General features: G+C 72.0%; 17 protein-coding genes. 4 read left to right on the top strand and 13 right to left on the bottom strand.

Going from position 1 to position 20675, the window contains the following annotated elements:
* Nucleotides 1–120 precede the first annotated feature (120 nt).
* The 3 genes from OO54_RS21595 to OO54_RS21585 form a co-directional block, all read right to left on the bottom strand.
* Complete coding sequence (locus OO54_RS21595) at nucleotides 121–888, bottom strand: NUDIX hydrolase (RefSeq protein WP_033205391.1); 768 nt, start codon at nucleotides 886–888, stop codon at nucleotides 121–123.
* 109 nt (nucleotides 889–997) lie between these two features.
* A complete protein-coding gene (locus OO54_RS21590; protein ID WP_033205388.1) occupies nucleotides 998–3109 on the bottom strand; it encodes an amylo-alpha-1,6-glucosidase in 2112 nt (703 codons plus the stop codon).
* A gap of 115 nt (nucleotides 3110–3224) precedes the next feature.
* Entirely contained in the window at nucleotides 3225–4622 is a 1398-nt protein-coding gene (locus tag OO54_RS21585; protein WP_033205385.1) for a DUF4192 domain-containing protein, read from the bottom strand.
* Between the two features lie 142 nt (nucleotides 4623–4764).
* Here OO54_RS21585 and OO54_RS21580 point away from each other — a divergent pair, with 142 nt between their 5' ends.
* Nucleotides 4765–6948, top strand: a complete 2184-nt coding sequence (locus tag OO54_RS21580) for a RecQ family ATP-dependent DNA helicase (RefSeq protein WP_033205382.1) — start codon at nucleotides 4765–4767, stop codon at nucleotides 6946–6948.
* A 228-nt stretch (nucleotides 6949–7176) separates the two neighbouring features.
* Nucleotides 7177–7806, top strand: coding sequence for a hypothetical protein (locus OO54_RS21575; protein WP_033205379.1), 630 nt, complete (start codon nucleotides 7177–7179; stop codon nucleotides 7804–7806).
* A gap of 256 nt (nucleotides 7807–8062) precedes the next feature.
* Here OO54_RS21575 and OO54_RS21570 read toward each other — a convergent pair whose 3' ends face one another.
* The 3 genes from OO54_RS21570 to OO54_RS21560 form a co-directional block, all read right to left on the bottom strand.
* Nucleotides 8063–8638 carry a hypothetical protein gene (locus tag OO54_RS21570; RefSeq protein WP_078905290.1) on the bottom strand — a complete coding sequence of 192 codons (576 nt, stop codon included), beginning with the start codon at nucleotides 8636–8638 and terminating at the stop codon, nucleotides 8063–8065.
* 130 nt (nucleotides 8639–8768) lie between these two features.
* Nucleotides 8769–9479, bottom strand: coding sequence for a ribonuclease HII (locus OO54_RS21565; protein WP_033205374.1), 711 nt, complete (start codon nucleotides 9477–9479; stop codon nucleotides 8769–8771).
* Between the two features lie 119 nt (nucleotides 9480–9598).
* The gene (locus tag OO54_RS21560; protein WP_033205371.1) at nucleotides 9599–10225 is read right to left on the bottom strand and encodes a TetR/AcrR family transcriptional regulator; all 627 of its coding nucleotides are present in this window, start codon (nucleotides 10223–10225) and stop codon (nucleotides 9599–9601) included.
* A 132-nt stretch (nucleotides 10226–10357) separates the two neighbouring features.
* On the opposite strand from OO54_RS21560, the gene OO54_RS21555 reads away from it, so the two are divergent.
* Nucleotides 10358–11911 carry an MFS transporter gene (locus tag OO54_RS21555; protein WP_033205369.1) on the top strand — a complete coding sequence of 518 codons (1554 nt, stop codon included), beginning with the start codon at nucleotides 10358–10360 and terminating at the stop codon, nucleotides 11909–11911.
* Between the two features lie 124 nt (nucleotides 11912–12035).
* On the opposite strand, the gene OO54_RS21550 is transcribed toward OO54_RS21555, so the two are convergent.
* The 4 genes from OO54_RS21550 to OO54_RS21535 all read right to left on the bottom strand — a co-directional run bounded on the left by OO54_RS21550 (nucleotide 12036) and on the right by OO54_RS21535 (nucleotide 15196).
* Nucleotides 12036–12947 (bottom strand): ADP-ribosylglycohydrolase family protein, encoded by a 912-nt coding sequence (locus OO54_RS21550; protein ID WP_033205367.1) that lies wholly within the window; start codon nucleotides 12945–12947, stop codon nucleotides 12036–12038.
* Nucleotides 12948–12959: 12 nt separating this feature from the next.
* Nucleotides 12960–13619: a histidine phosphatase family protein gene (locus OO54_RS21545; protein WP_017237812.1), complete on the bottom strand. Its 660-nt coding sequence runs from the start codon at nucleotides 13617–13619 to the stop codon at nucleotides 12960–12962.
* Between the two features lie 98 nt (nucleotides 13620–13717).
* On the bottom strand, nucleotides 13718–14323 hold the full coding sequence (locus OO54_RS21540) for a YdbC family protein (protein WP_033205364.1): 606 nt from the start codon (nucleotides 14321–14323) through the stop codon (nucleotides 13718–13720).
* A 42-nt stretch (nucleotides 14324–14365) separates the two neighbouring features.
* On the bottom strand, nucleotides 14366–15196 hold the full coding sequence (locus OO54_RS21535; RefSeq protein ID WP_324611696.1) for an arylamine N-acetyltransferase family protein: 831 nt from the start codon (nucleotides 15194–15196) through the stop codon (nucleotides 14366–14368).
* Nucleotides 15197–15337: 141 nt separating this feature from the next.
* Here OO54_RS21535 and OO54_RS21530 point away from each other — a divergent pair, with 141 nt between their 5' ends.
* Complete coding sequence (locus OO54_RS21530) at nucleotides 15338–15865, top strand: TerD family protein (RefSeq protein ID WP_033205358.1); 528 nt, start codon at nucleotides 15338–15340, stop codon at nucleotides 15863–15865.
* Nucleotides 15866–15925: 60 nt separating this feature from the next.
* Here the strand turns inward: OO54_RS21530 and OO54_RS21525 are convergent, their stop codons facing one another.
* The 3 genes from OO54_RS21525 to nrdR all read right to left on the bottom strand — a co-directional run bounded on the left by OO54_RS21525 (nucleotide 15926) and on the right by nrdR (nucleotide 20535).
* Nucleotides 15926–16666 (bottom strand): class I SAM-dependent methyltransferase, encoded by a 741-nt coding sequence (locus OO54_RS21525; protein WP_033205355.1) that lies wholly within the window; start codon nucleotides 16664–16666, stop codon nucleotides 15926–15928.
* A 299-nt stretch (nucleotides 16667–16965) separates the two neighbouring features.
* Entirely contained in the window at nucleotides 16966–19854 is a 2889-nt protein-coding gene (locus OO54_RS21520) for a vitamin B12-dependent ribonucleotide reductase (protein WP_033205353.1), read from the bottom strand.
* 171 nt (nucleotides 19855–20025) lie between these two features.
* On the bottom strand, nucleotides 20026–20535 hold the full coding sequence (nrdR, locus tag OO54_RS21515) for a transcriptional regulator NrdR (protein WP_033205350.1): 510 nt from the start codon (nucleotides 20533–20535) through the stop codon (nucleotides 20026–20028).
* Nucleotides 20536–20675 lie beyond the last annotated feature (140 nt).

Here is a 20675-nt window from a genome sequence, read left to right as displayed (position 1 = left end):
CTTCTCTCGCGGTAGGTCACACCGCTCCGCGGCAGGGCGGCGCTATCGCAGCAAGATAACGCTACATTTCGGACTTTCGGCGCAGGGTTGGGTCCCCGAGGTGCCGGATGTCCGCGCCCGTCAGACCTCGGGTCGCAGCATCGGCGGGTTGAGAAGGGTCGCCCCACCTGCCCTGAAGAGCTGGGCGGGACGCCCGCCCTGACGGGTCGTGGTGCCACCGGCCGGGACCAGGAAGCCGGGCGTGCCGGTCACCTTGCGGTGGAAGTTGCGCGGGTCCAGGGCGACACCCCAGACGGCCTCGTACACGCGGCGCAGCTCTCCGACGGTGAACTCCGGCGGGCAGAAGGCCGTGGCCAGGGAGGAGTACTCGATCTTGGAACGGGCGCGCTCCACTCCGTCGGACAGGATCCGGGCGTGGTCGAAGGCGAGCGTCCCGCCCTCGTCGCCGCCACCGGCCGCTGCGTCCTCCCCGAGCAGTTCCTCGACGGGGGCCCAGCGGGCGCTGTTCGCGTCGCCGCCGGCCCTCGGCGCCGGAAGGTCAGGAGCGAGCGCGAGGTGAGCGACGCTGACCACCCGCATGCGAGGGTCGCGGTCGGGCGCCCCGTAGGTCGCCAGCTGCTCCAGGTGCGCTCCGTTGGTCGGCACCGGCGTCGGGGCCGCCGGATCGTGCGCGCAGAGGCCCGTCTCCTCGACGAGTTCACGCGCGGCCGCGGCGCCGAGGTCCTCCTCCTCGCGGACGAAGCCGCCGGGGAGCGCCCAACGGCCCTGGTACGGCGCCTCTCCCCGCCGCACCACCAGGGTGCAGAGCGCGTGGCGCCGCACGGTCAGCACGACCAGATCGACGGTGACGGCGAAGGGCGGAAAGGCCGACGGGTCGTAGGGAGGCATGCCGCGATCATAGTCGTCTTCCTGACGATAAACACTCCTCGCGGAAGCATCGAGCACGCCTTCCTCCCCCTGCCGCGAAGCTTCCGTCGTGTCTGCGCCCGGCATCCCGTCACACCCCCAGCTGAAGGCCCTCTGCGGCCTCCTCGACCATACCGAGGCCGAGCCTGCCGACTCGCACGGCGAAGGGCTCGCCCCCGACCACGAGCCCCGAGAACCGGATCGCGCCGAGCGGGGCCGAGGGCAGCGGGTGCACGGAGACCGACCCGCCCGGCACGTCGGGCCGGATCCCGGCGAGGGCGAGCAGCGAGTGGACCGCTCCCGCGGCCGCGACGGCCGCCGGCCTGCACGCGGCCGGGTGGGGCACCGGGCGCCCGTCGGCCGTCCGCTGCTCCCCCGCGTACATCTCGGGGAGGCGATGGGCGAAGGACTCCGCCGCGTCGAGCAGGCCTCGCAGCAGGGCAGCCGCCTCCCTCTCGTGGCCGACGGCGGCGAGACCGGACACGGCGACCGCGGTCTCGTGCACGCGGACCGCGCCGGCCCGGTGACCGAAGGGGTTGTACCCGGGCTCCTTGGCGCCGAGGCTGCGCAGGCCCCAGCCGGAGTCGAGGACCGGGGCGCCGAGCAGCCTCGCCACCTGTTCGGATTCCGTCTTGTCGAGCAGTCCCTGCGCGTACCGGCCGCCGCCCAGCAGTCCGGTGTCGAGCAGGTGCGCGGCCCAGCCGCCCAGCTCGGGCCGACTGCGGCCGTCGGGCGTGCGGGCGACGGCGGGGCGGCCCCCCGCGCGGTCCTCGATCCAGAACTCCCGCCGGAACCGCTCGCGCAGGATCCGCGCACCGTCGCGCAGCGCGTCCCCCCCGGGCCTCCCACAGCCGTCGAGCAGGTCCGCGCCGAGCAGGGCCGCGCGGTGCGCGTGTGCCTGGGTCTCGGCCCGCCAGGGCCCGGTGGGCCCCGGGTCCGGCACGAAGCCGGGGCCGGTGAGGGCGCGGCGCAGCCAGCCGAGGCACCGCTCCGCCATCGGAAGCAGCTCCTCCAGGTCCGCCGACGGCAGTCCCCAGCGGCGGGCCTCCGCGAGCACGACCGGGAAGGCGAGGGTGGCCTCGACGCCCGTGCAGCGGGGAGGGAGATATGGGCCCGCGTCCCTGAGCGGTCCTGGGATGCGGCCGGACTCGGGCCCGCTGCCGGAGAGTTGGGTGCGGCCGAGGGCGCGCAGGGTGGTGGCGGCGAGCCTGGTGCCGAGGGGCAGGGCCATGCGGGCCGCCCAGAGCGCCTCGGCGGTGACCGGTCCGCAGCGCCAGGGGACACCGGCGGCGAGGTGGACATCCGCGGGGTGCGCCGGGTCTCGCTGGAGAAGCGCCCGGAGATCCTCGACGCAGCGGCGCAGCAGTTCGCCGGGGCGAGGGTCGTCGCCTTCGGCACGGGCCTCGGACAGCAGGTGGCCGCCGGGCCGTCCGGCTCCCACGCCCGGCGAGGCGGCGGGGCGGACGGCGGATTCGCCCCGCACCCGCAGGTGGAGCGTGAACGCGGCTCCGGGCGCCAGCTCGGCCTCCCAGCGCAGGACGCCGGCCGCCGCCAGGGAATCCATCGGCGGCGGGTCGGCCGTGACGGCGACGGATCGGCCGTCGCTCCCGGTCCAGCGGAGTCCGGTGCCGTGGACACTGGCGGTGAGCTCCGGTCCCGGCCTGCCCGACGCCACTGCGCCCAGGTCCGCGAGATCCGTGCCCAGGGAGATTTCGACGGGGAGCCGGAGGGCACGGGTGGCGGCGCTGCGCAGGGTGATCCGCTCGGTTCCGTCGGCACTCCGCGTGCGTTCGACGGCGAGCCCGGGGTCGGGCCCCGTGTCCCCCGGCACGCGCAGCGCGCCGAGGAAGACCGCCCGGTCGGCCGCCGCCATGCGGCCCTGGAGGGCGACGGGTTCACGCCCCGCCACCCGCAGGACACATCGGGACAGGAGCCGTCTCCCGGCCGAGTACACGCCCTCGGGTCCCTCCCCGGTGAGCTGGCCGTGCTCGGCACAGACGGCGAGGGCGGGCAGGGCGACGCAGAGGAGTGCGCCGTGGACCGACGGGAGTTCCATGGGGCGGGCCGCGCGCGGGAGTGCGACACCGGCACCGTACGTGTGTCCGGAGGCGCGCCCGGACGGATGCCCGAGCGGATGCGCGGGCGAGTGGGCGATCGGAGGGCCGCTGGGGCGGCCGGGGGCCGGGACGGGGCTGGAGGCCATGGCGGGTACGGGATGCTCTCTGTGCGAACCGGGCGGCCGGCGGGATGTCGGCGGCACGGTTCGGACGACTCCGCCAGAGAGCTGAACGCGTCGGCGGGCGGCAGGGTCACGGCCGTCATCGCCCGCTCCTGGTGCCGCGCTGCCCGTCGCGCCGGGGAGCCCTGTTCACGGGCCTCCCCGTGGCGCGTCCACCGGGTCGCACTCCGGCCGCCGGGCCGCGCTCCCGCCGGCCGCTCCGTCCGGCCTTCCTGAGCGTCTGCCGGCTGCCTTGCGGGCGGGTGGCGCGGGTCGTGACCCGCCTGGACTCCGATGGCCCGGTCTGCTCGGAGGCGGCACGGGCGTCCCGTTCGACCCTGAGGCAGGAGCGCAGGGATTCGGGGTCGAGTCCTTCGTTGCACGCCTGGTGCAGCAGCTGGGCGAAGACGTAGTCGGGGTCGGCTTCGAGCGCCAGCCCGAGGGCGACGCGAGCGGTCGGCTCGTCGCCGGTGGACCAGGCCGTCCACCCGGCGAGGGTCAGGGGCGCGGCGGCGTGCTCCTGGTACGGCGTGACGCAGCGCCGGGCCAGTACGCGCCAGAGCCGCAGGGCCGCGGTGCCCTCCCAGCCCTCCATCCACTCGGCGGCTCGGTCGCGGGTGACCCGGTCCTGGAGGCCGAGGATCAGGGCGGCCGCCTCCTCGGTGCCGATCAGGGCGTCGTCCGCCGCGTCTCCCTCCGCCGTCGCGCCGGCGGGCCTCGCCGGCCGCGCCGGGCCGGCCGGACTCGCGGGACTCTTGGGGTCGACGAACCGGCGCATGGTCTCGCGGGCGAGCCGCAGTGTCGTCTCCCGCACCTCGTACCGCCCCTTCCCCTCGGCGCCTTCGAGGATCCTCGGGACGATCGCGGCGGCGGCCGCGTCGAGGGCGGCACGCTGCTTGTCCTCTCCCGGCCTGCCGGACGGCTTGAGCCGGGCCTTCATGTCCCGCAGGGACCCGCGCACCTGCACTCCGGAGTACGTGGCCGTCGCGGCCATCACGGACGTGCCACTGAGGGCGAGCGGGGTGCCGTCCGGCGGACAGCACCGGGCGTCGGGGCAGCAGTAGGAGAAGTAGAGGCCGTCGGAGATGCACAGGGCCTCGTAGACGGGGATGTCGAGGGAGCCGCAGGCGGTGCGCAGCCGCTGCGCGAACGGGCGCAGTCGTTCCATGACCCGGCGGGCCGTCTCGCCCGGCGCGGGGTCCTGGCAGAGGAAGACCACGATGCCGTCCGGTCGGGTGCCGTGGCGGCTGCCTCCCTCGACGAGGCATTCGGCGAGGTGGTCCGCGGTCGACGCCCATTCACGGGGCGAGCCCGGGATGCCGAGCCTGACCCGGCCGCCGAAGCGGCCGTGCTCGCCGTGCAGGGCGACCAGGACGACGGAGTCGGTGGGGTGGAAGCCCAGCATGAACGGAAGGGCGTCGGCCAGTTCCGCCGGGCCGCGCAGGGTGATCTGCTGGGTACGGGAGAGTCCGCTGGTTTCGTGGTGATTCGCGTTCATGGTCAGGACGGTCTCGTGATCTCCCGAATTCCGAAACCCCTGTGGATAACTCCCGAATCGGGGTATCCGCCGGCCGGTCGAGTTGTCCACAGGTTCGGCGGCTGGTTCGCGCGATGTCCGAGGCATCGGGTTGCATGGAGGCATGACCCACTCAGACCCGCTGGAAGACCGCGCCTCGCTCCGGACCGCCGCCGACACCGTGCTCGCCCGTCTCGTCTCGGACCCGACCGGCGAGGCCAGACTGCGCGAGGACCAGTGGCGGGCCATCGAGGCGCTGGTCGCCGACCGGCGCCGGGCCCTGGTGGTGCAGCGGACGGGCTGGGGCAAGTCCGCCGTCTATTTCGTGGCGACCTCGCTGCTGCGTGAGCGCGGCAGCGGCCCGACCGTGATCGTCTCCCCGCTGCTGGCACTGATGCGCAACCAGGTCGAGGCGGCCGCCCGGGCGGGCATCCGTGCCCGGACGATCAACTCGTCGAACACGGAGGAGTGGGAGACGGTCCAGCAGGAGGTGGCCGCGGGCGAGGTGGACGTGCTTCTGGTGAGCCCCGAGCGGCTCAACAACCCCGACTTCCGTGACCAGGTGCTCCCCCGCCTCGCGGCAGCCACCGGTCTGCTCGTGGTCGACGAGGCGCACTGCATCTCGGACTGGGGTCACGACTTCCGGCCCGACTACCGCAGGCTGCGCACCATGCTGGCCGATCTGCCGGCCGGTGTCCCGGTGCTCGCCACGACGGCGACGGCGAACGCACGGGTGACGGCGGACGTGGCCGAGCAGCTGGGCACGGGCGCGGGCACGGACGCCCTGGTGCTGCGCGGGGCGCTGGACCGGGAGAGCCTGAGCCTGGGCGTCGTCCGGCTGCCCGACGCCGCCCACCGGCTGGCCTGGCTCGCCGACCACCTGGGCGAGCTCCCGGGTTCCGGGATCATCTACACGCTGACGGTCGCCGCCGCCGACGAGGTGACGGCATATCTTCGCCAGTGCGGGCACGTCGTCTCGTCGTACACGGGCCGGACGGAGAACGCGGACCGGCAGCAGGCGGAGGACGATCTGCAGGCCAACCGGGTCAAGGCCCTGGTGGCGACCTCGGCCCTCGGCATGGGGTTCGACAAGCCTGACCTGGGTTTCGTGGTGCACCTCGGGTCGCCCTCCTCCCCGATCGCCTACTACCAGCAGGTCGGCCGGGCCGGCCGAGGGGTGGAGCACGCGGAGGTGCTGCTGCTGCCCGGACAGGAGGACGAGGCGATCTGGCGCTACTTCGCCTCGGTGGCCTTCCCGCCCGAGGAGCAGGTGCGGCGCACGATCGACGTGCTCGCGCAGGCGGGCCGCCCGCTGTCCCTGCCCGCCCTGGAGCCGCTGGTCGAGCTGCGCCGGACGCGGCTGGAGACGATGCTCAAGGTCCTCGACGTGGACGGAGCGGTCCGGCGGGTGAAGGGCGGTTGGGAGAGCACGGGCCGCCCCTGGGCGTACGACACGGAGCGGTACGCGTGGGTGGCGCGGCAGCGGGAGACCGAGCAGCAGGCGATGCGCGACTACGCCGCGTCGACGGGTTGTCGGATGGAGTTCCTGCGTCGCCAGTTGGACGACGAGGAGGCCGCTCCGTGCGGCCGTTGCGACAACTGCGCGGGCAGCCGCTTCGACCCGAAGGTCTCGGACGCGGCGCTGGACGCGGCCAAGGGCGAGCTGGGGCGGCCCGGCGTGGAGGTCGAGCCCCGCAAGATGTGGCCGACGGGACTCGCCGCGGTCGGCGTCGATCTGAAGGGCCGTATCCCGCCGGCCGAGCAGGCGTTCGCCGGCCGGGCCCTGGGGCGGCTCTCGGACATCGGCTGGGGGAACCGGCTGCGTCCGCTGCTCGCGGACGGTACGCACGACGGGCCCGTGCCGGACGACGTCGTGCAGGCCGTCGTCCATGTGCTCGCCGACTGGGCGAAGGGGCCCGGCGGTTGGGCCTCCGGGGCACCGGACGCACCGGCCAGGCCCGCCGGCGTGGTCACCGTCGCCTCCCACAGCAAGCCGAGACTGGTGGGCTCCCTGGGAGAGCGGATCGCCGAGATCGGCAGAATGCCCTTCCTCGGCGTCGTGGAGTACGCCCCGGAGGCAGAGGACCTTCGGCTCTCCCGGACCAACAGCGCGCAGCGAGTGGTCGGGCTGCAGCGGACGCTGACGGTCTCCGCCGAACTCGCGGGGCGACTGGCCGCCGCCGGGGGGCCGATTCTGCTCGTGGACGACCTGTCGGACACGGGCTGGACGTTGGCTGTGGCGGCCCGGCTGCTGCGGCGGGCAGGAGCGGAAGGGGTGTTTCCGCTGGTGCTCGCCGTCCAGGGGTGAAACAGGAGGGGAAACGGGGAGTGAACAATGGGCAACTGGGCAGGGATATGAGTGGCATACCGACTCATTCCCGTCAGCGGCCTCAATTGCTCGTTGCCGCTCGCGCACGGGCCCGCAAGAATTGGGAAACCGCCCCACTCGGCCCGTCAGCGGTCCGGAAGGACTGTGCCGTGGTGCGCCCTCACCCGACCTTGCCCGCCTCGCGGGCGCGTATCCGAAGGGAGGCCCGTGACCCTCGGATTCGCTCCGCCCACAGCCACCTCGCTCAGATCGTCGTCCGAGTCCGCCAGCCGCCTCGCTCGGATGCTCGCACCCGCCGAGTGGGCCGCGGCCGGAATCCCCTTGCTGCGCAATCCGCGTGAGGTCGTCAGCGGCCTGCACTCACGTCACACACCCACGCCCACGACGGCGGTCCTGGCGATCCTGGACCACGAGGAACGCCTCGCCGCCAGTGCCTCCTTCGTCCGCCGTCCCGTCCCCGCGGACGGCTGGGAGTTCCGCAACGCGCTCCTGGCGCATCTGCGTCGTGTCATTCCGCACGACCTCCGGAGGCGCACCCCCGTCAGGACCGCGGTCCTGCTGTACTGCCGCGACGGAGACGAGCGCTGGACGGAGGAGGACGGGGCCTGGATGTGGGGGCTCCGCGACGCCTGCACCCTGCACGGGCTCCGCTGCGGCGCGTACATCACGCTGACCAGAGGCGGCTGGCAGGTGCTCGGCGAGGGCCGGGGAGGCCGGCGGCCGAGCTCCGACTCGTCCCCCCTGCCGCTCGGCGACGAGCCCGCCGAGCGTGGCGGGCTCGCACCGAGAACGGCCGGCGGCGCGATCGAGCCACTGCGCCGGGCCGCCGCACGCTGACCCACGCACACCGCACGCCGATCCCGCGTACGCAACGGCACGACACGTCAGGACCCGACAACCCTCGCCCGGCCGAAGCCGGTGCCGAACCGAGCCGAACCGATCCGAGCCGTCCTGCCCCGGCAGGCTCCGACCCGACGCCAGGGCCCGACCCGGCATCGGCCCGACCCGCACAGTTCCGGCCCTGCGCCGGCCCGACCCGGCAGGCTCCGGGCCGGCGCAGGTTCGACCGGATCAGACCAGGCGAAGACGGTCGTCAGACGCCGGCGCCGAGAAGCGACGTGACGCGCTGCGGATCACCGCAGACGACGAGCAGCACGCCCGCGCGGGCCATCGCCGACGGCAGCGCGCGGGCGGTCGTCTCGTCGTCGCCGCCGTTGAGGGCGACGATCACCACGGGTCGGGTCTTGGCCCGCTCCACGGCGGAGGCGTCCGCGAAGAACACGTCGTCACCGGTGTCCTGCTGGGCCCAGTAGGCGGCCTCGCCGAAGGACAGCTCGTGCGCCGCCCACGGGTGCTGGTCGCCGGTGGTCAGCACCAGGACGTCGCCAGGTGCCCGGCCGTTCTCCAGGAGCAGGTCGAGCGCCTCCTCGGCGGCGTCGAGCGCGCCGTCGAGGGGGGCCGGGATCAGCTGGAGCTGCGGCGTGGATCGCTGGTCGGAACGATTCTCCGACCGGCTGGCCGGGGTCTGTCCGGGGCGCGGCGCCGGCGCCGCGGGCCCGGCCGGACCGGGTCCGGGGCGTCCGGGGCGCGGAGTGGCCGCGGAACGCGGACCGGGTACGGGACGAGGGGTCGACGCGGTGGCGCGGGGACCCTGGGCGCTCTCGTGAATCTGAGGCTCCTCGGGAGGGAGGGTGGATGGAGGTCGAACACCGCTGCGCGGAGCACCGGCGGGTGGGCACGCATGTGCACCCCGGGCGCGTGATGGGGCCACCCTGCGGCGGGTCCCGGCGACCGGAAGATCAGAAGTCGAAGCCGAGTTGGCCCCCGCTTTCCAGCGCGGCCGCCTCGGCGGAGAGGCGGACCTTTTTGAGGTGGCGCCACTGGGGCAGCGCGTCCAGGTACGACCAGGAGAGCCGGTGGTACGGGGTGGGTCCCAGCTCTTCGAGTGCCGCTTTGTGGACCGGGGAAGGGTAGCCCGCGTTGGCGCCGAAGCCGTAGGCCGCGTACGGCTCGGCGTCGGCCTCCAGCTCCGCCATGAGGGCGTCGCGGCGGACCTTCGCGATGACGGAGGCCGCGGCGACGGCGATGCAGGACTGGTCGCCCTTGATCACCGTGCGGACCTGCCAGGGGCTGCCGAGGTAGTCGTGCTTGCCGTCGAGGATCACCGCGTCGGGGCGTAGGGGAAGGCCTTCGAGTGCCCGGATCGCCGCGAGGCGCAGGGCCGCGGTCATCCCGAGTTCGTCGATCTCCTCGGGGGAGGCGTCGCCCAGCGCGTACGCCGTGACCCACCGCTCCAGTTCCGCGGCGAGCGCGGTCCGGCGCTTGGGGGTGAGCAGTTTGGAGTCGGTGAGGCCTTCGGGGGGCCGGCGCAGACCGGTGACGGCCGCGCACACCGTGACGGGGCCGGCCCACGCCCCGCGCCCGACTTCGTCGACTCCGGCGACGACCTTGGCGCCGCTGGTGGCGCGGAGCGATCGCTCGACAGTGTGAGTGGGAGGTTCGTACGGCATGGCGCAAGCCAGGTTACGCCGCCCGGTGCCGCGCGCGATACCCGGATTCCCCTAGGAGCCCCCGGGGGGCCTTCCCGCCCGGCCGCGGGGACCGTGGGGATCGTGTCCGCGGGCCCTCCTCAGCCTCGTCCCGCGCGCACCAGCGGCACCATGACGCGGTCGATCACGGCGGCGATCTCGTCGTTCGACCATTCGCTGCCGCACACCTTGGATCGGTACATCATCATCGCGGGGATCACGTCCAGAACGAGATCGTCCATCGCGTCGGCACGCACCTCACCCCGCATGATTCCGCGCTGCAGAACCTCCTTGAAGAGCCGGGTTGACGGCTCGACCACGCCGGTGACGATGAGCCCGTGGAACCGTTCCGCGGAGTCCGCGTCGCATTCGTGAAGCACTGCTCGCAGGGCGAAGCCGGGCTTGGAATACATGACGTCCCTGACCCGGAGGCAGAGCTCGTACAGGTCCTCGCGCACGCCGCCGCGGTCGGGGGCCTCGTCGAGTGTGGGCAGTCCGGCCTGGAGGGCGTCCGCGACGAGGTCCTCCTTCGACGGCCAGCGCCGGTACACGGCGGCCTTGCCGGTCTGCGCGCCGACCGCGACACCCTCCATCGTCAGACCGTTCCAGCCGACGCTGCCGAGCTGGTCGAGCGCGGCCTCGAGAATGGCCCGTTCGAGTACGGGACCGCGGCGTCGCGGCGACACCCCTTCCGGCCGAGCGGCGGCCGCGGAGCGCGAAGTAACCATCAGGATCTCTCCGTTGTGGCGATGCGGGTCGTCGGCAGCGCTCAGTGAACGGTTGCGTTCACTGAGGGGGACTCACTACCGTGGTGGACAGTGAACGGGTGCGTTCACTAATTCTTCCGTGGGGGATCCATAGTGACAACTTCTCCGCTGGACACCCAGACCAAGGACGGCCCCGCTCGCGCCGCAGACCGGCCGGGCATCGCCCTCGCCGTCATCGCCGCCTGCCAGCTGATGGTCGTCCTCGACGCGACCATCGTGAACATCGCCCTGCCGCACATCCAGGACGCGCTCTCCTTCTCGACGACCGACCTGTCGTGGGTGCTCAGCGCCTACACGCTCACCTTCGGCGGTCTCCTGCTGCTCGGCGGGCGCGCCGGCGACATCCTGGGGCGCCGCCGGGTCTTCCTGGCCGGCATCCTGCTCTTCACCTTCGCCTCCCTGCTCGGCGGCTTCGCCCAGGAGCCCTGGCAGCTGCTCGTCGCGCGGGCCCTGCAGGGGGTGGGCGGCGCCATCGCCTCGCCCACCTCGCTCGCGCTGATCACCACGACGTTCCCCGAAGGTCCGGAACGCAACCGGGCGTTCGGCGTCTTCGCCGCGGTCTCCGCGGGCGGCGGCGCCATCGGCCTGCTCGCCGGCGGCATGCTGACCGAATGGCTCGACTGGCGCTGGGTCCTCTTCGTCAACGTGCCGATCGGCCTGCTGATCGCCTTCCTCACCCCGCGCTACATCGGAGAGTCCGAGCGCCATCCGGGCCGGTTCGACATCGCGGGCGCCGCCACCTCGACGCTCGGCATGGCGGCGCTGGTGTACGGGTTCATCCGGGCCTCCGAGGAGGGCTGGAAGGACGGGCTGACGATCGGCTCCTTCGTCGCGGCCGTGGTCCTCCTGGTGGCCTTCGTCCTCGTGGAACAGCGCGCCAAGGAACCGATCACTCCGCTCCGGATGTTCGCGGACCGCAACCGCTCGGGCACGTACGTCATCATGCTCAGCCTGGCGGCCGCGATGTTCGGCATGTTCTTCTTCATCGTGCTGTGGGTCCAGGACGTCCTCGGCTACAGCCCGATCCAGTCCGGCCTCGCATTCCTTCCCGTGACCGTCGCGATCGCCGTCGGGGCGGGACTCGCGCAGCGGTTCCTCCCGTCCTTCGGCCCCAAGCCGTTCATGGTGGCGGGTTCGGCGATCACCGCCGCCGGCCTCTTCTGGCAGATGTTCATCACCTCGGACAGCAGCTACGCCGACGGCGTCCTGGGCCCGATGCTCCTCTTCGGCTTCGGCATGGGCCTCAACTTCGTGACGCTCACGCTCACGGCCGTCTCCGGGGTCGCCCAGCACGAGGCGGGCGCCGCGTCGGGTCTGCTCAACGCCACCCAGCAGGTCGGCGGTTCGCTCGGTCTGTCCATCCTGGTCACGGTCTTCGGCACGGCGAGCCGCGAGGAGGGCGCCCGGCAGGGCCAGGCCTTCTTCGCGACCGCGCCCCCGGAGCAGAAGGCCGAGTTCGCGAAGACCGGGCAGCTGCCCGCTCCCTGGGCACACGAGGTCCTGACCTCGGGCATCGCCTCGGCCTTCATGGCGGCCGCGGTGATGGCGCTGATCGCGCTGGTCACGGCCGTCCTGATGATCCGGGTCCGCAAGAGCGACCTGGAGGCGCTGAGCGGCCGCGCGGAGGCGGCGGGCCCGGTGGCCTGAGCCCGGGGGCACGGCAGGGATCCCCGCCGCCGGAAACGCCGAGGTCCCTCGTACCCCGAAAGGGCGCGAGGGACCTCGTGCGTCGTTCAGCACCCTCCACGGCCGCGCCGGACGCACCGCGGCCTCAGGCGGTCGCCGCGTCCGGGACCCAGTCGGGCAGCGCTTCGGTCTGCCGCAGCCAGTCGGCCGGCGGCGCACCTGCCGCCGTGCCGGCCACCACGCCCCCGGCGATGGCGCAGGTCGTGTCGACGTCGCCGCCGACCTGCGCGGTCGTCCAGAACACCCGCTCGAAGTCGCCGAGGCCCCGGGCCGCCGACCAGAGCGCGAACGGCACCGTGTCGTGGGCGCTCGTCCGCCGGCCGCTGCCGAGCACGGCGGCGACGGTTCCCGCGTCGCCGTAGTCGAGCATGTCGCGGGCCCTGCGCAGGCCCGCGCCCACCGCGCTGCGCGGCACCAGGGCGATGACCCCGTCGAGGAGCGCCTCGGGCGTGGGCGGTCCGGCGGGGTCGGCGGCCAGCGCGGCCGCTGCGGCGACGGCCATGGCGCCGACCACGGCCTCCCGGTGCTGATGCGTCGTGTACGCGGAGATCTCGGCCTGGTGCGTCGCCTGCTCCGGGTCGTCCGCGTACCAGGCTCCGAGCGGGGCGATCCGCATGGCGGCGCCGTTCCCCCAGGAGCCCTGGCCGTTGAAGAGCGCGGCGGCCAGCTCCCGCCAGTCGCCGCCCTCCCTGATGAGCCGGAGCATCCGGTTGACCGCCGGGCCGTAGCCGCGGTCGAAGTCGTGGTGCCGGGCGAAGGACAGGGCGAGGGCGTCCTGGTCGATCCGGTCGTGCTGCACGAGCACGGCCAGGACGGAGCAGGCCATCTCGGTGTCGTCGGTCCACTGCCAAGGGCCGGCGGGCAGTTCACGCCGCTTCAGCAGGGGGTAGTGGGCGGGTACGAAGAACTGGGAGCCCAGGGCGTCTCCCACGGACAGCCCGCGCAGGCTGGCCAGGGCGCGGTCGAAGCGCCGGTCGAGTGAGGAGTCAGCGGTCATCGCCCTGCCACTCTATCCGGTGTAGCCGTACGGTTCCGGGGTACGCCAGCGTTCGAACGGCCTGTCCAGGCGGTACCGCCCGTCCTCGCCGAGCAGCAGGGTGCGGGTGTCGGCGTTGCCGGGGTTCGACAGCGACTCGAATTCGGCGACCGTCCAGTGGAACCAGCGCATGCAGAACAGCCGCATGGTCAGTCCGTGGGTGACGATCAGGACGTTCGGCGGGTGGTCGGGCGCCTCGAAGCTGCGGTAGAGGCTCTCCAGGAACGCGCCGACCCGGTCGTAGACGTCCGCCCCCGACTCGCCCTGGGCGAAGCGGTAGAAGAAGTGCCCGTACGCGTCCCGGTACGCCTTCTGCAGGCGCACGTCCTCCCGCTCCTGCCAGTTGCCCCAGTCCTGCTCCCGGAGCCGGGGCTCCTCCCGTACCCGGACCTGCCCGGGAGGCAGCCGGAAGGCCCGGAGGGTCTCATGGGTGCGGCGGTACGGCGAGACGTAGACACTGACCGGTTCGTCGCCGAAGGTCTCCCGGAGCCGTACCCCCGTCGCCTCCGCCTGCCGGTGGCCGGTCTCGGTGAGCCTCAGCGCATGGTCGGGCTCGCGTTCGTACACCGTGTCATCGACATTGCCCTCGGACTCTCCGTGCCGTACGAGGACGATGCGCCGCGGTCGTGCCATACCCCGACCCTAGATCGCGGCTCCCCGACCGGCTCGGCCGGGCCCGCCCCCGGCCTCCATACGGTGTACGAGCGCGCGATCGCGGCTGCCGGCCCCGTTCACACCGTCCACACCGATTCGAGCTGCACCACGTCACCGGAGAGCGCCGCCACGTCGGCCGCCGTGCGGGCGCGCAGACCGAGCCGCTCGATGCGCTCCACCCGGTACTTGCCGTGCTCGGCGGCGGAGTGCCACATCGAGAGCACCAGGAACTCGCTGCCGGGCGCCTCTCCGAAGAGCCCCCGCAGCATGCCGGGGGACCCGGCCATCGCCGGGTTCCACACCTTCTCCTGCATGAGCGCGAAGTGCTCGGCGCGGTCCTCGTGGACACGGCAGTGCGCCACCCGTGCCACGTCGGCGTCGGCGAACCGCGGCTCGAACCCCGTCTTCACGTCGAAGCGGTGGTCGAACAGCTTGACCTGGACGTCCTTGAACGTGCCCACCTGCGAGGCCGCCAGACGATCGTGCGACCGCGCCATGAAGGAGTCGTAGAAGGCCCGGCTCTCCCAGAACGCGAAGATGTGGGCGACGTCCGGTCGAGCCCGGCTCCACCCGCCGCCCTGTCCCCGGAATCCCGGCTCACCGAGCAGCCCCGCCCATTTCCGCTGCCCCCGCTCGAACCCTCGACGGTCCGTCACGGTGCAGCGAATCCACTTGACCAGCACCGCGCCATCGTACGGGGCGGGGCTGCGCCCCGGCAGACCCTCTCAGGCGCCCGTCGGGTGCAGGCGTTCCAGTCCCGCGCGTTCCTCGTCATCCAGTTCGATCCCGAAATCGGTCTCCAGCAGTCCGGCCAATTCGCCGACGGTCACCTTCCGTTCCTCGGCGGTACCGTCCGTCCGGACGGTCGACAGCGTGTCGCGCACCAGGGCCCTGCGCACGTCCGCGCCTGGCCGCTGGGCCACGACCTGGCCGATGAAGCGCGACAGGGGGTGACTGGAGCTGTAGTGGTTCATGACGGTGAAGTCGCCCGGGTAGAGGGACTGCGGAGCGAACGCGTACAGGTCCGTCCAGCCTTGCGGCCGCAGGGAGCGCAGGACGTGGATGCCCTCGTCCTCCACGTCGACCCCGAAGGTCCAGCCGCCCTGCTCGACGCGTGCCCCGTCCCGCAGCGGCACCGGTTCCAGCGGCCCCTGCCAGCCGAACCCCACGTCGGCGAGCCACTGCCCGCCGTCCACCGTGACGACGAGGAGGGCGTGCGTGACGGGTGTCAGTGCCGTGCCCCGCGAGCGGTTGCGGGCTCCGCGGGCGGCCACCGGGAACCCGATCCGTTCGAGCACCGCGGCGAACAGGGAGTTCTGCTCGTAGCAGTAGCCTCCTCGGCGGCGCTCGACGAGCTTGCCCTGGAGGGTCTTCAGGTCGAGGGGAACCTTCCTCCCGAGGGCGACGTCGAGGTTCTCGAACGGAATGGCCCGGACGTGCGCCCGGTGAAGGACCGTCAGGGTCCTGAGATCGATGGCGAGTTCCCCGTCGCGGTCGACGTCGTATCCGATTCGAGCCAGATATGCGTCGAGATCCAGCTCGTCACCGCTCCACAAACCGCTCTCCCCCTCAAGCGCCGGGTCCACTGTCGTAGCCCCATGACACCATGAGCAATCAGCCCACGACCACGGGCTTTTCGGCGACTGGACGGTACGCGGCGAGCGTGCGCGGGGGCGCACGGGAAGAAGGGAAGCGCGATGAGCGGACTCAACAAAGGGGTGGGCCGGGTCGAGGTGACGCTCAGGTGGGACCCCGCGCCGGCCGGCTCGCCGGCCCACGACCTGGACATCGTCGCGGGCGTCTTCTCCGCGGCGGACCCGCACGGGGCGCCCGTCTACCTGGTGCACTTCGGCAGCCGCTCCCCCGACGGCACGATCACGCTCCACCGCGACAGCCGTACGGGACAGGGCTTCGGCTACGACGAGGCCATGACCCTGGAGCTGAACCGGCTGGCCCCGGAGTACGCGCGCGTGGTGGTGGGCGTCGCGATACAGCAGAACGGCGGACGACTGGCGTTCGGCGGCATAGCCAACACGGGCATACGGGTCCGCGAGGGGTACGACGACCTCCTGACGCACGACTTCACGGACGTGCCGGACGCCCTGTCGGCGACGGTCGTGGAGTTCACCCGCGCCGGAACCGGCTGGTCCTACCGTCCGATCAGCCACGGCTTCGACGCCGACCCGCAGACCTTCGGGACCCTGCTGGGTACCGCACGGGTCTGACCCTTCTCCTCACGCACGGAGGGAGGCGCCGACCGACGGTCGACGCCTCCCAGCCGGACCTCAGGCGCGGCAGCGCAGCATCTCCAGGGGCGGGTTGGCACGGAAGTCCGCCCAGAAGTCCTCGCCGAACTCGGCGACTCCCTCGGCGGACACCTCCAGCGGGACCCAGGTCAGCTCGCTGAATCCGGCCGCCCGCAGACACTTCTCGTACACCTCGCGGCGCGGGAAGGTGCTGACGATGGTGACCGGCGGTTCGAGCAGCGCGGTGGTCCGGACGCGCGGTCCGGCCTCGGCCTCCTCGCCGGTCAGTTCGGTGACGAAGCCGTACTTGGCCAGCGAAGGCCCGGCGAAGTCGTAGTCCGGCGACTGGTTGAAGAGGAAGAGCTCGCCGCCGGGCCTCAGGTTGCCGTGCGCGTTGCGGCACATCCGCTCCATGGCGGCGACGTCCTCCGCGTAGTTGAGCAGCTGCACCGCCACGGCGACGTCGAAGCTCCGCCCGAGCGAGCTCGGTTCGGCCGCGTCGGCCACCGCGTAGCCCACCCCCAGCGGATCGTGCTTCTCCAGGGCCTCCGCGACGGCGACCATCTCGCCGGAGATGTCGTACCCGAAGACCTCCGCGGCGCCGCGCCGCTTGAACTCCCTGCTGTAGAAACCGGTTCCGGAGGCCAGGTCCAGAACCGCCTTCCCCCGCACGTCCCCGACCATGCCCAGGAAGCTCGGCACCTCCCCGTACCTCACCGCCGGAAGCGCCTTGAACCCCTCGAACGCCTCACCGATCTCGTCATACTGCTGCACGCTCACCGCGCCGCCCTCCCCGGTACGCCATCGGATCTTCCGGCCCGGCTCCCACCCTGGGACACGCCTCGGCCTCCGGCGCCAGTCTTCCCGCCCCCCGCCACGCCCTCGTACTGTCGGAACCCACGAAGATCCGCCCCCGCCCACAGCCGTGCATACGGACGTCGGCGCGGTCCGGCTCGGCCGGGCGAAGCGCCCCGGGCACGACGAAGGGGACCGGCACTGGGCCGATCCCCTTCGTGAACCGCTGGTCAGCGGAGCCTACGCGCTACACCGGACGCCCGTCCGACGCGCTGCCGTCGGCGTCAGCTGCAGCCGCTGGTCGAGCCGCAGCCCTCGCAGATGTAGCAGGAGCCGGCGCGCTGCATCTTGGTGCCGCAGGAGAAGCAGAGCGGGGCGTCGGCGCTGATGCCGAGCTGCATCTCGACGAGCTCCGCGGAGGTGTGGGCCTGCTTGGGGGCCGGGACCTCGGTCAGGGCCGGGACCGCGACGGCCTTCAGCTCCTGGGCGCGGGGGGCGGACTGCGCGAGCGCCTCGACGTCGACCTCGTCCTCGGCCTGCTCGTACGAGCCGGTGTCGAGGTGACGCTGACGCTCCTCGGCCGAGTGGATGCCGAGGGCGGAGCGGGTCTCGAAGGGCAGGAAGTCGAGCGCCAGGCGACGGAAGATGTAGTCGACGATCGACTGCGCCATCCGCACGTCCGGGTCGTCCGTCATGCCGGCCGGCTCGAAGCGCATGTTGGTGAACTTCGAGACGTACGTCTCCAGCGGGACGCCGTACTGCAGACCGACGGAGACGGCGATGGAGAAGGCGTCCATCATGCCGGCGAGGGTCGAACCCTGCTTGGACATCTTCAGGAAGACCTCGCCGAGACCGTCGTCCGGGTAGGAGTTGGCGGTCATGTAGCCCTCGGCGCCACCGACGGTGAAGGAGGTGGTGATCCCCGGGCGGCCCTTCGGCAGGCGCTTGCGGACCGGACGGTACTCGACGACCTTCTCGACGGCCTCGCGGATCGTCGCCTCGGACTTCGCGGTGACCTCGGCCTTCTCGTCCTCCTTCTTCTTGGCGGAGAGCGGCTGGCCGACCTTGCAGTTGTCGCGGTAGATCGCGAGCGCCTTGACGCCCATCTTCCACGCCTCGAAGTAGACCTCCTCGACGTCCTCGACCGTGGCCGTCTCCGGCAGGTTCACGGTCTTGGAGAGGGCGCCGGAGATCCACGGCTGGATGGCGGCCATCATGCGGACGTGGCCCATCGCGGAGATGGAGCGCTCGCCCATGGCGCAGTCGAAGACCTCGTAGTGCTCGGCCTTGAGGCCGGGGGCGTCGATCACGTTGCCGTGCTCGGCGATGTGGGCGACGATCGCCTCGATCTGCTCCTCCTGGTAACCCAGGCGGCGCAGTGCCTGCGGGACGGTGCCGTTGACGATCTGCATCGAGCCGCCGCCGACGAGCTTCTTGAACTTGACCAGGGCGAGGTCGGGCTCGAGGCCGGTGGTGTCGCAGGACATCGCGAGACCGATGGTGCCGGTGGGGGCGATGACCGAGGCCTGGGCGTTGCGGAAGCCGTTCTTGGCGCCGAGGCGGATCACGTCCTGCCAGGCCTCCGTGGCGGCGGCCCAGATCGGCGAGTCCAGGTCGTCCATGCGGACGGCCTTGGTGTTCTCGTCGGCGTGCTGCTGCATGACGCGCTGGTGCGGCTCGGCGTTGCGGGCGTAGCCGTCGTACGCGCCGACGACCGCGGCGAGTTCGGCGGAGCGCTTGTACGAGGTGCCGGTCATCAGGGAGGTGATGGCACCGGCGAGGGCGCGGCCGCCGTCGGAGTCGTACGCGTGGCCGGTCGCCATCAGCAGGGCGCCGAGGTTGGCGTAGCCGATGCCGAGCTGGCGGTAGGCGCGGGTGTTCTCGCCGATCTTCTGGGTGGGGAAGTCGGCGAAGCAGATGGAGATGTCCATCGCGGTGATGACGAGCTCGACGACCTTGGCGAAGCGCTCGACGTCGAAGGACTGGTTGCCCTTGCCGTCGTCCTTGAGGAACTTCATGAGGTTCAACGAGGCGAGGTTGCAGGACGTGTTGTCCAGGTGCATGTACTCGCTGCACGGGTTCGAGCCGTTGATGCGGCCGGACTCGGGGCAGGTGTGCCAGTGGTTGATCGTGTCGTCGTACTGGATGCCCGGGTCGGCACAGGCCCACGCGGCCTCGGCCATCTTGCGGAAGAGCGACTTGGCGTCGACCTCCTCGATGACCTCGCCGGTCATGCGCGAGGTGAGGCCGAACTTCCCGCCGGACTCGACGGCCTTCATGAACGTGTCGTTCACGCGGACGGAGTTGTTGGCGTTCTGGTACTGGACGGACGTGATGTCGTCGCCGCCCAGGTCCATGTCGAAGCCCGCGTCGCGAAGGGCGCGGATCTTCTCCTCCTCCTTGACCTTGGTCTCGATGAAGTCCTCGATGTCGGGGTGGTCGACGTCCAGGATGACCATCTTGGCCGCGCGGCGGGTGGCGCCGCCCGACTTGATCGTTCCTGCGGAGGCGTCGGCGCCGCGCATGAAGGAGACCGGGCCGGAGGCGTTGCCGCCGGAGGAGAGCAGCTCCTTGGAGGAGCGGATGCGGGAGAGGTTCAGGCCGGCGCCGGAGCCGCCCTTGAAGATCATGCCCTCTTCCTTGTACCAGTCGAGGATGGACTCCATGGAGTCGTCGACGGACAGGATGAAGCAGGCGGAGACCTGCTGGGGCTGCGGGGTGCCGACGTTGAACCAGACCGGCGAGTTGAAGCTGAAGATCTGGTGCAGGAGGGCGTAGGCCAGCTCGTGCTCGAAGATCTCGGCGTCGGCGGGCGAGGCGAAGTAGCCGTACTCCTCGCCGGCCTTCGTGTACGTCTTCACGATGCGGTCGATGAGCTGCTTGAGACCGGTCTCGCGCTGCGGGGAACCGACGGCCCCGCGGAAGTACTTGCTGGTGACGATGTTGACCGCGTTCACCGACCAGAAGTCGGGGAACTCGACGCCACGCTGCTCGAAGTTGATCGAGCCGTCGCGCCAGTTGGTCATGACGACGTCACGGCGCTCCCAGGCCACCTCGTCGTACGGATGCACGCCGGGGGTGGTGTGGATGCGCTCGATACGCAGGCCCTTGCTCGCCGACTTGGCTCCCTTGGTGCGGGAACCACGTGCCGGGCCGCTCGCCGTCTCTGTCATGCCGCCTCCCATATACGGGCAAAACACACTTTGGCGCCCAGATAGTCCCAGGGCACCGTCTTCTGTACGCACTTCTGTACTGCTGCCACGAGGACCGCGCGGGTCGCTCGGGGCACGTCTGCCGGGCCGCACGGCGGCCGGTCGCCGGGCCCTGTCGGCCCGGACCGCCGATCAGTCGGCGGCGGTGGCGGGAACGGGGACCTCGGGGGCCACACCGGTCCCGCTGTTCTCAGCGGGAGGCCGCACGCGGAGCTCCGCGATGGCGGCCTCGAAGTCTTCGAGGCTGTCGAAGGCCTTGTAAACGGACGCGAAGCGCAGGTACGCGACGAGGTCGAGCTCCTGCAACGGGCCGAGGATGGCCAGACCCACGTCGTGGGTGGTCAGCTCGGCGCTCCCGGTGGCGCGCACCGCCTCCTCGACCCGCTGGCCGAGCTTGGCGAGGGCGTCCTCGGTGACCGGTCGCCCCTGGCACGCCTTGCGGACGCCGGAGATGACCTTGGTGCGGCTGAAGGGTTCGGTGACGCCGGAGCGCTTCACCACCATGAGCGAGCACGTCTCGACCGTCGTGAAACGACGGGAGCAGTCGGGGCACTGGCGACGGCGACGGATCGACGTCCCGTCGTCGGTGGTGCGACTGTCGACGACACGGCTGTCAGGGTGCCTGCAGAAGGGGCAATGCAAGGTTCCGACCCTTCCTCACGGCACGACTGATGAGCCTCACCGGCCCGTCAAGGCCCTTCGAAGCGACCACCAGCATAGGCGATGTGCGCACCCTCGACAGACCGAGGACCACAACCCCTGGGCGGCCGGTGCCATATAAC

Source organism: Streptomyces wedmorensis, assembly GCF_000716445.1.
Classification (GTDB): Bacteria; Actinomycetota; Actinomycetes; order Streptomycetales; family Streptomycetaceae; genus Streptomyces; species Streptomyces wedmorensis.
This window is presented reverse-complemented; position numbering and strand designations above follow the sequence as displayed.